At 45.4% G+C, this 15,457-nt stretch carries 12 protein-coding genes; 6 read left to right on the forward strand and 6 right to left on the reverse strand.

The window, feature by feature from the left end:
* Window positions 1-192: 192 nt before the first annotated feature.
* Together D328_RS31500 and D328_RS0108190 are read right to left on the reverse strand one after the other, a co-directional pair.
* A complete protein-coding gene (locus D328_RS31500) occupies window positions 193-1,083 on the reverse strand; it encodes a discoidin domain-containing protein (RefSeq protein ID WP_018884499.1) in 891 nt (296 codons plus the stop codon).
* 328 nt (window positions 1,084-1,411) lie between these two features.
* Window positions 1,412-2,395, reverse strand: a complete 984-nt coding sequence (locus tag D328_RS0108190) for a zinc-binding dehydrogenase (protein ID WP_018884500.1) — start codon at window positions 2,393-2,395, stop codon at window positions 1,412-1,414.
* Window positions 2,396-2,544: 149 nt separating this feature from the next.
* On the opposite strand from D328_RS0108190, the gene D328_RS0108195 reads away from it, so the two are divergent.
* Entirely contained in the window at window positions 2,545-3,150 is a 606-nt protein-coding gene (locus tag D328_RS0108195) for a TetR/AcrR family transcriptional regulator (RefSeq protein WP_018884501.1), read from the forward strand.
* A 120-nt stretch (window positions 3,151-3,270) separates the two neighbouring features.
* Window positions 3,271-3,714, forward strand: a complete 444-nt coding sequence (locus tag D328_RS0108200; protein WP_018884502.1) for a DUF6376 family protein — start codon at window positions 3,271-3,273, stop codon at window positions 3,712-3,714.
* A 167-nt stretch (window positions 3,715-3,881) separates the two neighbouring features.
* On the opposite strand, the gene D328_RS0108205 is transcribed toward D328_RS0108200, so the two are convergent.
* Together D328_RS0108205 and D328_RS30640 are read right to left on the reverse strand one after the other, a co-directional pair.
* Window positions 3,882-5,465, reverse strand: a complete 1,584-nt coding sequence (locus tag D328_RS0108205) for a GGDEF domain-containing protein (RefSeq protein WP_018884503.1) — start codon at window positions 5,463-5,465, stop codon at window positions 3,882-3,884.
* Between the two features lie 312 nt (window positions 5,466-5,777).
* Window positions 5,778-6,614, reverse strand: a complete 837-nt coding sequence (locus D328_RS30640) for an AraC family transcriptional regulator (RefSeq protein WP_018884504.1) — start codon at window positions 6,612-6,614, stop codon at window positions 5,778-5,780.
* Between the two features lie 146 nt (window positions 6,615-6,760).
* Here D328_RS30640 and D328_RS0108215 point away from each other — a divergent pair, with 146 nt between their 5' ends.
* The 4 genes from D328_RS0108215 (at window position 6,761) to D328_RS0108230 (ending at window position 12,035) form a co-directional block, all read left to right on the forward strand.
* Window positions 6,761-8,503, forward strand: coding sequence for a glycoside hydrolase family 2 protein (locus D328_RS0108215; RefSeq protein ID WP_233426177.1), 1,743 nt, complete (start codon window positions 6,761-6,763; stop codon window positions 8,501-8,503).
* A gap of 22 nt (window positions 8,504-8,525) precedes the next feature.
* Window positions 8,526-10,109: an extracellular solute-binding protein gene (locus D328_RS0108220; RefSeq protein WP_018884506.1), complete on the forward strand. Its 1,584-nt coding sequence runs from the start codon at window positions 8,526-8,528 to the stop codon at window positions 10,107-10,109.
* Between the two features lie 68 nt (window positions 10,110-10,177).
* On the forward strand, window positions 10,178-11,140 hold the full coding sequence (locus D328_RS0108225) for an ABC transporter permease (protein ID WP_018884507.1): 963 nt from the start codon (window positions 10,178-10,180) through the stop codon (window positions 11,138-11,140).
* A gap of 13 nt (window positions 11,141-11,153) precedes the next feature.
* A complete protein-coding gene (locus tag D328_RS0108230; RefSeq protein WP_018884508.1) occupies window positions 11,154-12,035 on the forward strand; it encodes a carbohydrate ABC transporter permease in 882 nt (293 codons plus the stop codon).
* A gap of 166 nt (window positions 12,036-12,201) precedes the next feature.
* On the opposite strand, the gene gnpA is transcribed toward D328_RS0108230, so the two are convergent.
* Window positions 12,202-14,367, reverse strand: a complete 2,166-nt coding sequence (gene gnpA, locus D328_RS0108235; RefSeq protein ID WP_018884509.1) for a 1,3-beta-galactosyl-N-acetylhexosamine phosphorylase — start codon at window positions 14,365-14,367, stop codon at window positions 12,202-12,204.
* A gap of 1 nt (window position 14,368) precedes the next feature.
* The gene (locus D328_RS0108240) at window positions 14,369-15,406 is read right to left on the reverse strand and encodes a glycoside hydrolase family 88/105 protein (protein WP_018884510.1); all 1,038 of its coding nucleotides are present in this window, start codon (window positions 15,404-15,406) and stop codon (window positions 14,369-14,371) included.
* Between the last annotated feature and the right edge of the window lie 51 nt (window positions 15,407-15,457).

A 15,457-nucleotide genomic window follows, 5' to 3' on the forward strand; every position in this document is an offset into this window, starting at 1 on the left:
AAGGTATGTATTCAATGAATAAAACCTGGCGATGTGTTGAATTATCGACACAATCAAGAAAATTGTTAATTAACTTGAATGTGACTAGACCAGCACACGTTGATTGTATGAAATCACAAGCCCCGTGAACAGTAATGCGATATGAAAAGGGCTCCATCAGCATTAGCCGATGAAGCCTTAGAATGACTTGAATTAGTACTCACTTACCTCAAAGGTCAGCACACGATCATACAGAATGTAATCCTTACGGCTGCTGAACGGTCCTTTGTTATTATCATGCTTATCGATGGCATAGGAAGCTTTGCCTGATCCGGCCTGCTTTGCTTCGTACCAGGAAATGAAGTTATTGACTTCATTCATGCTCAAATCAAATTCCTTCTCCAGCCCTGTCGTCATCGTGACTACCATGATAGCACGGTTGCCGGATGGTTGCTCAGTTCCTGGCTGTTCGGTTCCGGGTTGCTCCGTGCCTGGTTCTTCAGTTCCTGGCTGTTCTGTACCTGGTTCTCCAGGATTGGTAGGTTCACCCGGATTCGTTGGTTCTCCGGTTCCGGGCTGCTCTGTACCCGGTTCTTCAGGAGATGTTAAGATGCCGGTTCCCATAGTGATCTCTGAGATATTTACCCAATCCTTACCTTCTAGCACTTCAATTCTTATTGCATCGTAGCTTCCTTTTGTAACTTCAATAGGATCAGAGATCTTAACACCTCTTGAAACATCAATAGTAAAATTAGGACTAATTTTAGGGCTAATCACACTCCAATTGTCATTCTGTAGACCAGAAATTTTGTAGAAAACGTTGTACTTATTCTGATTAGCTATTTGAACAAAATCTATTTCTACTGCATGTGGGAAATTAAGCTCAAGACCCTCTTGAAATGAGTTTGCAGACCACCTTGTCTTCAAATCCTTATCCAATATATTTTCTGCTATATATGGACTAAGTGTTTTTGTAGCAGTAACTGTTGTTCCTTCTGGTGGGCTAATTCCCTGCATTCCATCTACATCTGCAGCAAATGTCATTTGTGTGGAAATTAAGAAAAATGCAAATACCATTAAACAAGTCTTAAACAAAGATTTCATTATGTAACTTCCCCCTCGTGATTTATAGATTCAATGTATTTCATATTCCTCGACATGTCTAAACAAATACTTGCTGATTTATAAAACTTTTCTATAATTTTGCATATTTATTTTTTATTGGATTTCATAAAAGCGTAAAAATCCCTCACTACATGCGTCATGCATGGTGACAATACAACGCCAAAAAATCATCATCAGTGCTTAGAACTCTGGATGCATGCCTCATATAGTTATACATAGTGATTTAATAAGTAAATCATTCAAATGCACCTGTGCGATCAGCCTCCGTATCGTGCTGGGGGCTATTGCAACATACTAATAATTCGTGCTAAATCATCGCAACGACCTTACCCTGGATCTCACTATTTTGCATTTTTTTCAGATACTTGGGTATGTCCTCCATAGTAATGGAAGTAATGGCTGGTGGTTGTATCTGTTGCTCAGAGAGCAATGTTGCGAATGCATCTCCAATATTAGCAAGTGTTGACTGCATGGCATGATCGTTAACGGTATGTGCTGCACCAAGTGCAATTTCATGCAGCGACAAGCCCTTTTCATAGAATCGGAATCGACTGAAATCAGGAAAGCCAGCCGTGACGACGATTTCCCCTCCAAAGCGCAGTACATCAATATCTTTTGTTGCCGTATCTGAATTAATCGTGCTCATCACATAATCAACACCTTGATCCTGTGTTAGATTTCTAATCTCAGCATGTACATCCTGGCTCAAGTAATCGATGGCTTGATCTGCTCCCAGACTTCGTACATAAGGAATGTCACGTGCTTGGCAAGTTGTGTAAACAGTCAGACCATTAAGCTTAGCAAGTTGTATGGCATAACCTCCTACTCCTCCCGCTCCTCCATGAATCAGGATGGACTTACCGGCTTGGGGCCGCAGTTTTTGGACAATAGCTTGATACGCAGTAAAGCCTGCACCTGGAGCTACGGCAGCCCATCCAAAAGGAATGTTGCCTGGTAGATTGCTTGCAGTATGAGCTTTAGTAACAGCATATTCCGCAAAGCCCCCATGCTCATTCGTAATACTGCGAAGATAGTACACGCGGTCACCTACATCAAAATTCGTAACATCGGCACCAACGGAATCCACGATTCCAGCTATATCGAGGCCGAGGACTCGTTTGACATTGCCTGCAAGTCCTCTGTAAGAAGCAGTCTGATAGTCTGATGGATTCAAGCCTGCAGCCACTACTTTCACACGAATCTCATCATTATTGGGTTCTGGCTTCGGCCGATCATGGACAATAGTAAGACTTTCGAAATTACCCTGTTCTTCTAACACTAATGCTTTCAACTGTATCTCTCCCCTTCTGCTATCTAACGATTGACACTTCATGTACTTGAGCCTACAATACTTATGTATTGACGTTACAAATGTAACATCGAATATTTTGCCTGGTCAATCATTCAGGCCACGGACTAAACAGATAAAGGAGATATGTCATGTCACAACTATCCAGGACGGAGCTACAACGTTTGGAAGTGCTCCGTTTATCAAATGCGGAATCCAATAAAATCACGAGGATGTGCATAGAATCCGCGCTAATCCTGTTAATGAAAGATTCACATATTAAAGTCATCACAATCACGGATATTGTGAAGAAGGCCGGTGTCTCCCGCACAGCTTATTATCGTAATTATTCCTCCAAAGAAGATATATTGCGAAGCATGATTGATGATATTGCCAGTAAAGTAATCCTGGCTATGCAGCTACAATTTCCGCTTACAAATACATACGATTATTGGTTCTCCCTATTTACTACCCTGCAGGAGCATTACGATGATCTGCATATTCTTTTGAAAGCGAATTTTGGGGAATCCGTCCGCCATCAAGTCCAACATCTTCTTATACGTACAATTCAGGAAGAAGACGTAGCCGAATTGTACAAATTTTATTTTTGGAGCGGCGCGATCTATAGTGTCATTAACCAGTGGATTCTGGCTGGCGGACAGCCCATCCCGGAAGACATGGCGCACATATGCCACGGCATCATAGCTTCGATGAACGAAGGCTGTGTATCGAACAATCCCTTAAGTAAAAGACCTTGAGCTACTGTCTCCATAGACTGGATAGCTATGACAACTCATGACTTTCACGCAACCAAGCGCGAGCTTGACCGTATGAATTACAGTAAAACTGTACAGAAGATATTTCCTAGGGGAGTGAGCATGATGAAGAAATACGGATTAAGTCTGCTGTTATTGGTCTTATTGGTTGTACCTGGCTGTGGATTGGTGGAAAAGGTAGGTACAGGCGTCAATTTTGCCGCGGATACAGCTACTTATATGCAGAGCTTGACTGAATTTGCACAGGGCATGGAGACATGGGCTACGGATGCTGCTACAGATCCGCAGGCTAGAGAGGAATTGAAAGACAAGCTTGTAGCCCTCAAGGAACAGACGGTCCAATATGCCGATCTGCAGGTTCCGGAATATGCAGCAGAACTGCATCAGTCAATTATTGGCTACAATGATACGCTACAGCAAGGTCTCGATAAAGCTATTACCAATCTGGAGGAAGGAAAAGCGGCTTTTGAAGCTACCGGAATTCCCGAGACGATCAATCAGATTAACGAGCTGTTGAATCAAATCAACCAACTCATTCCGAACTAATTAGATATGCAAAAAGCGCTCAAGTGTTGTAAGACATTCCTTGAGCGCTTTTTGTTTACTATTATGGCTATTTTCAAAGTGTGCGCCATCTCTGGAATAATCGGACTTTTAGACTATAATCGCTGAAGATTATGGGTGTACACGTTTTAATTCATTTCATGTATAGCTTAGACTGATGATTCATGTGTCATGAAGTATGAGCTTCTATTTTGTCCAGAGCGTTTTACACGGTACATAGCTTCATCGGCCTTCTTCAACAATGTGTTAATATCCTGCCCATCCTTGGGGTATACACTGACTCCAGCCGAGAACGAGATTGGAATTCTTGTTCCTTCGTATAGGAACTGATTATTATACAGTGGGGAGAGCCGATGATCGACCATCTGGCGAATATTACTATCATCAGAGCACGAGAAGGCGATTACAAACTCGTCCCCTCCGAATCGTCCAATCAGATCCTCTGGTTGAGCATGTGCTTTGAACATACTGGCAATATGCTCTAAATAAAGGTCTCCCACAAGATGGCCATACGTATCGTTAATAGGCTTGAAGTGATCCAGGTCAACCAGTACCACTGCAAATGGCCCACCTTCGGCCAGCTTCGCCTGCAACTGCTCCTGAATAGCCGCACGATTATACAGTTCTGTCAAGGAATCATGATGAGCAAAATGCTTGTATCTTCCCTCTGATTCTAATAATCTGCGTTCCGTATCCTTCAAGGAGGTGACATCGGTCAGGTGCATCACGAACAGCTCCTCATTGGCTTCCTGAAGCACATCAAGCCCCATAATCAGATCGAGATCTCTCTGGTTCGGATTGTGTATTCGCACCTCCCACTGAGGAGAGTCCTCCCTCTCCTGTTGAAATGAGCGCAGCAATTCAGCAAGGCTCAGCCCGTCTTTGCTATCAAAATGTCTTGGAATCTCCTCCTCGGCTATACCCTCGAACCACTGCTTGGCCCGCGGGTTCATCTCCCTTACTGCTCCCTTTCCATCCAGCAGCAAAATAGCCGTAGGCGCGGATTTGAATAGAATATGAAATAGTTTGCGGTAATCTGGCATAATGTTATGCTTACCAATAAAATGGCGAAGCGCAACAGCCCAGAGTAAATAACCAATGAAATAGAGTATCATAGCGTTGCGGGATGTTAACAGTTTGGATTGCAAAAGTGCTGTTACTACGATAAACCAGGCAAAGAGGCCGAACAGGCTAAGCAACAACGAGCCGAGAATTTTTTTGAGTCGGATCTCTTGTGTCCGATAGCAGCTAACCGCCAAGATAACGACAGATAGCAGAATGTACCCTGCAACAAAAATGAGGGTTAACAACAAAAACAACGGGTCCAGAGGACTGCGTCCATCCGTTACAGATGCATCATACAGCACGTGATGGTCCTTCGTCGCCAGAAATACCGCCCATAAAGTAAAAGGTGCTGCATATATGAGGGGCAGCCACCGTTTCAGTGAGGATGTGATCGGTTCTCCCATTAGCACACAAAGGTGAACGAGGAAGCAAATCACAAACAGCAGCATGGGGGAATTCCCGTATAATACGATCTGCATTTGATAGTGCGGAAGTAAGGAAGTTTTTACATATTCTCCGATGAAATAAAAAAGAAATGCCAGCATGAGAAAAGCGGCAATCCGGTTGAGTAGACTTTTTGTGTTCCGGTGAATCAAGGTAATAGCCATATATAGAAAAAAATAAGTCGGCAACAGGATAGTTGAAAAATCCATGAATAGCTCGTTCATAACCATCATCCTGTCACAATTTCATCGTGAAATTCATACCTATTTCCGCACCAGAACCAGGCATGTGATGTCATCCATTGCGTTGCTCGTGTAGCGATAGTCTGTGCCAAGTCTGATCCTCCTACTGATCTGTACATATCATGATGGAATCCATTTGTCGTGCTGGAACTGTCCCGAATAGTTTAAAAATAGTACTCTTAATGTAACACATCTGTATAGTCTAGCAGTACATCTAATTTTGAGTATCTCCACACAATATTGCCCAGTGCTGCAAGGCCCCAATTGGAACATTTTTCTGATCTGAAATTCCCTTTAGTCTCCTTGCATTGTTCGGTAAGCCGTAGGAGATATACCGTTACGTTTCTTAAACGCCCTGCTGAATTGGTAGATATCAGAGTAGCCACAAGCCCTGGCAATATCCGAAATGGTATCACCTGTAAAACGGAGTCTGCGGATGGCATGCTCGTTGCGAAGTTTATCCAGATACTCCTTGGGACTGCATCCGTATTGTGCAGCAAAAGCTCTACGTAAATAAACAGGAGAAAATCCGGTTAGCTCCGCCATTTCGGTGATGCGAAACTCCTTTGCAAATCCCGTATCCAGTTTTTCTTTGAACCTGCGAAGAGAGGCTATGATGCCTTTTTCATCGCTTTGTCTCCCCCCTGCTTCTGCTGCCTCGTGTACCTCCTCTAACAAGCGATACCACACCGATTTCACCCGCGCCTCGCGCACAAAATCCCCAGGCACCCATTCTCGCTCCGCTTCTAGAAAAAGATCCCCCATTTTGCCTGTGCGCTCACTCTGTAAGGGTAAGAGAAATGGTAGCTTCAGTCGTTCTATAGGCTCTGGAGTATCCCATCCGTATTCATTTTTCCTTTGCAAGGCACAATCGAAGAATAGCATCGTCATACGTAGCGGGTGCATCTCGGAGGACTTCATGTATAGACGCAATCCGGGCCAAAGGTATACCAGCGTCCCACCCTCTACTTCTACATCCTTCTCCTCACATCGGAATACTCCCTTACCGCTATAGATGTAATAAAACGTATGTCCAGACACGGTCTGTCGAATATCCTCCCAGCCTGGAAGCGCTGGTTTGGCGAGAACCCAATGCAAATGCACTACCATACTTCCCAATGCATATTCCACGCTTCTTCCCCCTTATGAGTCACTTGTATCATTTATGATAAATGAATTAGATTGTTTTTGCTATTGTTCCTTCCATATCACCGGTGCTACACTCCGAACATAAAGAGCGAAATCAAAGGAAAATCTTAGACAAAATGTAGGAGATGATGGATGTGATTCGAACGTTTCAACAGCATCGACTTCGGAAATCTCAATTACTAGAAGGTTTATGGGATTTCGTTTTTGACAAGGACGATATCGGATTATCTGAGGGCTGGTACACTGACTTCCCTGCTAATCACGATCGAATGCCCGTACCAGCTTGCTGGAATAACGAGCTAGACAAGTTCGACTACGAAGGGGTGGCATGGTACCGCACCAGGATTACCATCGAGGACAGCAGCCATCTGCGTCTCTTGTTCCATGCCGTGCTTGGGCATGCCGATGTGTACTTAGACGGGGTGCATCTAGGATACCATTATGGTGGGTTTACGCCGTTTGACTTTACGCTACCTGATGTCACTGCGGGGGTTCACGAGCTTGTCGTGCGTACAGACAATACTCTGACACGTAATACGATTCCATACCACATTGTAGACTGGTTCCATTACGGTGGAATTATCCGCCCCGTAGAGATTCAGATCTTGCCGGATATCTCCATTGAGGACATGCGCATCACCTATGATATGACTGGGGATTCCAGTGCTACTGTTCAGGTCACACTCCAACTCCGCTCCATGTCGGACACGGCACTCGACGTACCCGTATCTCTCTATCGTAACGAAGAGTTAGTCCACGTTGAGAATGTTCATCTCCCAGCTATGGGCATTAGGGACGTGAATGTAGAACAAGTCTGGTCAGGACTACAGCGATGGAATCCCGATGACCCTGCTCTCTATATGGTCAGATCTGTAGTCGGTCAAGATGACAAGTCAGACCGGATAGGCTTCCGTACCGTGGAGACCCGGAACAAGAAGATTTGGTTGAATGGCAAGGAGCTGTATCTTCAGGGAGTTAACCGTCATGAGGAACATCCGGAATGGGGCTTTGCTTTCCCTAACAAATTAATGACCAAGGAACTCGATATTATTCAGCAGATGGGATGTAATACTGTACGCGGTTCCCATTATCCGCAGAGTGAATATTGGCTGGATCTGCTCGATGAACGTGGCTTCATCTTCTGGAGTGAGATTCCGATATGGGGCGCGGCTTTCCCGGCAGAAGACACGGGTGATCCGCTCTTCGTGGAACGGGCCCTTACCATGATGGATGAGATGATTGAGCGAGATCTGCACCATCCCTCGATCTTGTTCTGGTCGGTCCATAATGAAATCGATACGCGCTCGAAGCAAGCCTATGATTTGTCCATCCAGATGACTGAACTCGTTCGGGCCAAGGATCAGTCCAGACTTGTATCTTATGCCACCATGCACCCTATGACAGATATTTGCCTCGGCCTATTCGACGTTATTGGTATTAATTATTATGACGGCTGGTATTTTGGACATGTCAAATTCGAGGAGATGCTGGATGTCTTTCATCAGCGCTGTAAGGAGTATGGAGCAGAAGACACCCCGGTGCTCATGACCGAATTTGGTGGAGCTGGCGTATTCAGTGACTCCGGCTGGGAACCACGTTTATTTAGCGAGGATTATCAGGCGGATTTGCTCAGCAGGTCTCTACGACTCTTTCGAAGCGATTCGAAGATTAGTGGCACTTACGTCTGGCAGTTTGCTGATACCAGAGCCCAGCTGCAAAGTCATCAACCCCACTTCAGGGATCGCGCACGGTCCTTCAATAACAAGGGGCTGCTGAACGAATATCGTAAGCCAAAGCTTGCCTATCGTGTGGTTAAGGGGATTTACACTGACATCAGCAATCCCTACGACTGGGGCTTCGTACTGAAATAATATCAAGGAGGGCGATTCATTCATGCAGAAAAGAAAGCTAATGAAGTCGACTATTGCCTTAATTGCACTGGGACTATTCACTGCAACTACGCTGGGCGCCTGTAATGGAAGAGAAGCGGAATCCACATCACCAGATACGACCCAGCCATTAACAAAACTAACGTATTGGGTGGAGCTATTTCCAGATGCAGCAGGTATTATGAAAAGCTATGGAGAGGTGACTGCCTGGAAGCAAGTGCAGGAGAAGACGGGTGTAGAAATTGAGTTCCAGCATCCAGCTCAAGGGCAGCTTAGAGAACAGTTCAACCTGCTGGTTGCATCGAATCAACTCCCTGATGTGGTTGAATTTGCATGGAATGCTTACCCTGGTGGTGCTGAGAAAGCCATCAGGGATAAGAAAATTACCTCCTTAAATGATTATTTGGAACATGCCCCCAACTTAAAAGCGCTGTTCGATGCAAATCCTGAATGGAGAAAAATGGCCTCTACGGATGCTGGTGATATTATAGGCTTCCCGTTCATTCGCGAGGACGTCACTCAACAGGTGTTCCTCGGACCTGCCATACGACAGGACTGGCTGGATAAATTAGACTTATCCGTACCCACAACAATTGATGAATGGCACACTGTTTTGAAAGCGTTTAAAGAACAGGACCCTAATGGCAATGGTGAAGCAGATGAGATTCCGATACTAATTCCAGCAGGTGAATTAGCTTTTGCGGGTGCCTTCGGCACACCTAATGATTTCTACCAAGAGAACAATATAGTCAAGTATGGTCCAATTGAACCAGGCTTCAAGGAATATCTGGCCACAATGAATCAATGGTATAACGAGGGACTACTCGACAAAGACTTCGCAATAACAGATAGCAAAATGAGCGATGCCAAAATCACCGGTAATCAGGTCGGTTCAACGGTTCTGTTTCTGAACGGTGGCATCGGAAAATATATGGACCTAATGGCTAAAAGTCAGCCAGATTTCAAAATTGTCGGGACCCCCTATCCGACTTTGAATCCAGGTGAAAAGCCATTATTCGGCTATAGTGACAATCCCGTGACAGGGATCTTCGCAGCGATCACCGGAAGTAACGAGAATGTAGTAGAAACTGTAAAGCTTCTGGATTACCTGTACAGTGAAGAAGGAAAGCTCCTCATGAACTTTGGAAAAGAAGGAGAAACGTACACTTTGGTTGATGGTGAGCCCAAGTATACGGATGTGATTTTGAAAAATCCAGATGGTCTACCTATTTCCCAAGCCTTTAGAAAGCATATTATGGGCGCTACCTCCGGCCCTTTTGTACAGGATATACGGCACACGAAGCAATATACAACCAAGCCAGAGCAACAAGAAGCCATGACGCTGTGGTCCTCCCCTACTCAAGTTCATAAAATGCCACCTGTAACTGTTGCTGTAGGAGATAGCAGCCGGTATGCTTCGATCATGAATGACATCAATACTTTTAAAGACGAAATGTTACTGAAATTCATTATGGGAATAGAGCCTCTGGAGAACTTTGATCATTACGTGAAAACACTAAAGGGGCTTGGCATCGAAGAAGCGATTCAGATTCAACAAGCGGCTTTAGAGCGGTATAACAACAGATAAGTCTTCCTGATTATATATTCATTGAGCCCTTAGCTTTCCACATTCCAGACATCAGGGAGGGGAATTTCGTGCCTAAATTAAACAAAAATCTATTAAATGCCTCAACAGGAATACCTGCGGAGAGCAAATGGAAGTCTATACAAAGGGACTTAATCAGGAATCGCTATATTTATCTGATGCTTGTTCCCGTTATTACGTACTATATGATTTTTCATTACGCACCAATGTATGGTCTGCTTATTGCTTTTAAGGATTATGGCATAGCAGATGGTGTGTGGCAAAGTCCCTGGGTCGGATTTACCCACTTTCAAAACTTTTTTGAAAGCCCTTACTTTTGGCGGCTTATGCAAAACACCCTGCTGATTAGCTTTTACGAGTTGTTGTTTGCCTTCCCGGCCCCGATTATCCTGGCGTTACTGCTAAATGAGCTTCGTCTCATCATCTTCAAGCGGGTCGTACAAACCATTAGTTACCTTCCGCATTTTATTTCCATCGTCGTCGTAGCCGGAATGATTGTTGACTTCACTGCGCGCGATGGTCTGATCAATAATATTCTGGTTATGTTCGGAATTGAACCTATTGCTTTCCTGCAGGAAGCAGGCTGGTTTCGTTCCATGTATATATCATCGGGTGTCTGGCAAGGAATTGGTTGGGGCTCCATCATCTATCTTGCCGCTATGTCCAACATTGATCCTGCTCTCTATGATGCCGCTCGTATCGATGGTGCTGGACGCTGGAAGCAGACTTTGAATGTAACGATTCCAGGCATTATGCCGACTATTGTCATCCTGCTAATCCTCAACATTGGAGCAATGCTTTCCGTAGGAAGCGAAAAAATAATACTGTTGTACAATCCGTTGACCTATGAGACAGCTGATGTTATTTCAACTTATGTATACAGAAAGGGTATTCTAGGAGCGGATTTCGGGTATTCCGCAGCCGTTGGCTTGTTCAATTCGATTGTCAGCTTTATTTTGCTAACACTCGCCAATACAATTAGCAAACGAGTAAGTGAACATAGATTGTGGTAAAGGAGGAGAGGAAATGGTGTATAAACGTTCTCGGGGAGAAACCTTATTCTCATGGCTTAATATCGGGTTTATGTTGACGCTTTGTTTCGTTACGCTGTATCCATTTATTTATATTCTGTTCGCATCTTTAAGCGATCCGATCGAAATGGCCCGGTTTCGTGGTATGCTGTTCTACCCACAAGGTTTTAGTCTGGAAGCCTACAAAGCAGTTCTGGAAAATCCCATGGTGACAACTGGCTACCGGAATACGCTTGTATACGTAATAGCAGGTACAGCCATTAACTTGATCATGACGACGCTCGGTGCCTATGCTCTCTCCCGCCGCAACGTTTATTTCAGCAACCCCATCATGCTCATTATCGTGATCACCATGGTATTTCATGGGGGGCTTATTCCCTCTTTCCTGCTGATCAACAATCTCGGGTTGTTAAATACGCCATGGGCCCTTCTCTTGCCTGGGGCAATCAACTCTTTTAACCTGATTATTATGCGGACCGCTTTTCAAGGTATTCCGGTTAGCTTGGAAGAATCCGCACGCATCGACGGTGCAAATGACTGGACCATTTTAATTCGAATCATTCTTCCACTTTCTATGCCTGTCGTTGCTGTCATGATTCTGTGGTACGCTGTCGGACACTGGAATTCGTACTTCAATGCATTGATTTATTTGCGTGATCGGGAACTATTCCCTCTGCAGCTGGTACTCCGGGAGATTCTTATTTCCAATAGCACAGATAATATGATGACTGGAGCAGCAACAAGTGATCGCCTTGATATTGGGGTTACCATTAAATATGCCACAATCATCGTGTCTACACTTCCAATCCTGGTACTATATCCATTTTTGCAAAAGTACTTTGTGCAGGGCGTACTGATTGGAGCTCTAAAGGAATAATGAAGGGTAGCCTGTCATTTTTGTTGATTATAAAGGGGGTGTCCCAAAAGCCATGAAATGGCTGTTTAGGACGCCCTTTGGTTTTGTAGTAGGATTTACTTAAATCATAAGATTCTAGAGGTGCATATTTCTTTGAAGTAACATCTAAGTAGAGTATCAGCGCGAGTTATACGCCCCGAATTTCCTTAATAATCGTATCGAACGGCTCAATGCTATAGCTTACCGTTCCATTCTCTGTAGGAATGGAGGTCTCTTGCGGCTGATCGCTATTATTAATGACTACGAGCATTCCGCTATCCGGATAATATGCACATTCCGTATTTACATTATCGGGAATATAGAGATTGTCCTGATCCTCATTACTTGCGTAGCGAATAAGATTGAACAGCAATCTTGTATTAACGAAGCTGAACTCGAAGGAAGACAGGTAGATCCCCTTCCCTTTTCCGAAGCTATGAACTGATAGCGCAATCTGTCCGTCTTGCTCCAGCACCACTTGGGCGTCTCCATTGGTCAAATGAACATTGCCTTTTGGAGTAACGTAAGCCCCTTCCGGGATCAAGCCTGCAGGATTTACGGTCTCGTAAGCCCATTTTCCATGACTAACCCGTGAACCTCTGTCTTCATCCACGCCCAGTACATGCGCCATTCGGAAAAAGCTATCGAATCCCTCCACGGCAGAAGGCTGATGAATGCCGATAAATGTACCGCCCTCATGCACCCACTGTGTCAGTAGCTCAACGATTTGCGAATCTTGCCAGTGCTGTCCTCCGCTCCAGGCCGAGCCTGCAAAGCCAGCATTAATGATGACGTCGACCTCCGAAAGGACACCTGCACGGATATCATCAAAGTGGATGAAGCGCACTTCTACTGGTAATCCAGCCAGTGCTTCATTAACATGGATCAGATCGTGCATATAAGTCTCATGGAAGTGGCCGGACAACGTCCACGCTCTCAGATTCCCCCAGCTATGGAGAACGGCAACTTTCGTCTGGATTTGATAAGGCTTGCCGTACTCATGAAGCTGCTTGATTTCTCTGAATTCATCAGCAATCTTCTCAATGTAATCGCAGAAATCCGGATACGGTTCAACCAGATGCAGATAACCGCCGAGTCCAATCCGATCTATCGGCTCTCTCAGCAATGCGCGCCGGATGTTGATCCAGTATTGCTTGGCATCCAGTGTCGGGTTCCCGCCCTCGGCAAAGGTCGGTGCTCCACCCAGGCCCACTGGGAACAAATAGGGGTGCAGCCGGATTTCGTGCGTGTCTACTTTCACCCCAGAGCACAGTCTTGCTTCATAGCCCGAGAATACGCATTTAATCAGTCCGTCGAACCCGAATTCCTCAAAGCGCTCGTTATACGGCTCGACTCCTACCCAGCTATCATCATAAAAGACATATGCGAGCTTGCCATGCTTATGGACGATATCGATCAGTTGCTTACCAAAATCAATGACAAAATCATTAATAAAGGCCATCCAATCCAGCTTGCGTTGGCCCGCAGGAATGTGACTGACACGATAATGTCCACCATTTACAAAGTCCTCAGCTGTCATGCTATAGCCATATTTGTCCTCGAAGAGCTGAAGTGCACGGACACTTACGGTAAAATCATAAGAGCCCCAGTCCGTGAATAGATGTCGGTTTCTCTCGTCACTTCCCCAGATCCATACAAAATTATAGAACATGGAGGTGAACCGGACTACATTGGTCTCCTTGTGAGACTGGCACCAGTTCTCCATCCAATCCAGCAGGTAGGTCTGAGTCTGCTCATACATCGGATCAATCTGCATCAGATGCTCTTTTTGCCAATTGTTCGTTGTATGGTTGTACATCGAGATTTCTTCCCAGATACGGTATGCCAGGAAGCTGACGGTATACTTGTGCCACGGTGTGATGCCCGATATGACCACATTACCGCTCTCCCTGTCATAATGCCACAGCTCGCCCGCCACCTCTGTATTGGTCGTACGGTCATACACCTGCCAGTATTTGAGTGCGTCATCGGTGTCGTTGACCTGGAATTGCTCGGCAAAGAAATCCTCCATAAGATAGATGGACAGATAGTTCTGTACGGCAATCTTAGGCTGGGTAATCAGAAAGCTCTGCTGGAGCTTATCGCGATTGCGAGCAGCCCACTCATTATGATCACGAATGATGCAGATGGTGGAATAAATATCGTAGCCAGCATTAATAATCTCATCCGATAGCTGCGTACCGTCACTATCACGAATGACGTCTGCACCCCATTTCTCAGCAAGCTGGAGCGTCAATGCTTCGTATCCAGATTCACCCGGCAGGGTAAAGCCACCTTTGCGTGTCGCTGTCATCCTACTTCTCCCCTTTCGCCTGAATCATATCGCACAGAAATGCCAGTGCCAGTCCTTGACCCCAGCCCTGAATCCAATCCTTGGAGATACTGCGGTAGCCTTCTCTATTATTCATCACGGCCGTACCACCGGAGACACCCAGGACACGTCCATCCTCACTAATCTGTCCCAATATGCCTTGAAGTGCCTTCTGCACGTATTTGGCATGCAGCGGATTCCCGTTATTGATCATGGCAGCTGCAATACCACTGGAAGCCGAGGTCTCTTCATAAGCCTCCTCATCGTCCAGTACAGTCCGCCAGAGGCCATTCTCCGTCTGAAGGGTCTTGAGCGCCGCCAATTGATCCCGAAGCGCACATTCCACATCCATACATTGCGGATACAGGTACCAATCCTTCAGCAGCTTCTTGACCTGGGACATGGTATACGCTCCCCATGCATTAGCTCTTCCCCAGTACATACCCGACATATGGTCCCGGTTGACATGATTGTACCCATGGTACCAGAGGCCCGTTGTGGGGTTCTGAAGGTATTTGATATGCCAATAATATTGATTTAACGCATCCTCAATCATGTCCTTGTCACCCAGCTTGCTTCCTACGCGTAGCAAGAAAAACGCTGCCATGAACAGGGTGTCCGCCCATGCCTGCTCTGGAAAATCATTGTTCGCAGACACAGTATGCTGTAACACCCGATCTGCAAAACGCAAGGCATCGTTCTGGATGTAATTAATCTTCTGCATTACGATATCCCAATAGATCTGCTCGCCAGTCTCCTCGTATAGCGTCAGGAGCATATGTCCCATCGCACAGGTATTTACCGTCCAATCTGGCAGACCGTTCTCAATATATTCATCCGCGAATTGCTTCAATCGCTCCAGATATGACTCATTGCCAGTGATTTGATAGGCTCTCGCTACCCCGTAATAGGCGACTCCACAAGGCCAGTCCCACGTCAGATCCATAGACAATGTCTTATCGACAACCTGATCAATGACCTTCAGAATGTGTCCCTTATCATATTCGATACTTAGTCCCATACCTGATCTCTCCTCACAGCATCATTATAAAGCGCTTTCTTGTATAAGTGT

It is taken from the genome of Paenibacillus massiliensis 2301065 = DSM 16942 (assembly GCF_000377505.1).
In the GTDB taxonomy this organism is placed as follows: domain Bacteria; phylum Bacillota; class Bacilli; order Paenibacillales; family Paenibacillaceae; genus Paenibacillus; species Paenibacillus massiliensis.

Excerpts from the sequence above, each read along its gene's own strand:
- D328_RS0108195 (WP_018884501.1), top strand. The coding sequence starts at position 2,545 with ATGTCACAACTATCCAGGACGGAGCTACAACGTTTGGAAGTGCTCCGT.
- D328_RS0108230 (WP_018884508.1), top strand. The coding sequence starts at position 11,154 with ATGGTGTATAAACGTTCTCGGGGAGAAACCTTATTCTCATGGCTTAAT.
- D328_RS0108205 (WP_018884503.1), bottom strand. The coding sequence starts at position 5,465 with ATGAACGAGCTATTCATGGATTTTTCAACTATCCTGTTGCCGACTTAT.
- D328_RS0108215 (WP_233426177.1), top strand. The coding sequence starts at position 6,761 with ATGGATGTGATTCGAACGTTTCAACAGCATCGACTTCGGAAATCTCAA.
- D328_RS0108240 (WP_018884510.1), bottom strand. The coding sequence starts at position 15,406 with ATGGGACTAAGTATCGAATATGATAAGGGACACATTCTGAAGGTCATT.
- D328_RS31500 (WP_018884499.1), bottom strand. The coding sequence starts at position 1,083 with ATGAAATCTTTGTTTAAGACTTGTTTAATGGTATTTGCATTTTTCTTA.
- D328_RS0108220 (WP_018884506.1), top strand. The coding sequence starts at position 8,526 with ATGCAGAAAAGAAAGCTAATGAAGTCGACTATTGCCTTAATTGCACTG.
- gnpA (WP_018884509.1), bottom strand. The coding sequence starts at position 14,367 with ATGACAGCGACACGCAAAGGTGGCTTTACCCTGCCGGGTGAATCTGGA.
- D328_RS0108200 (WP_018884502.1), top strand. The coding sequence starts at position 3,271 with ATGATGAAGAAATACGGATTAAGTCTGCTGTTATTGGTCTTATTGGTT.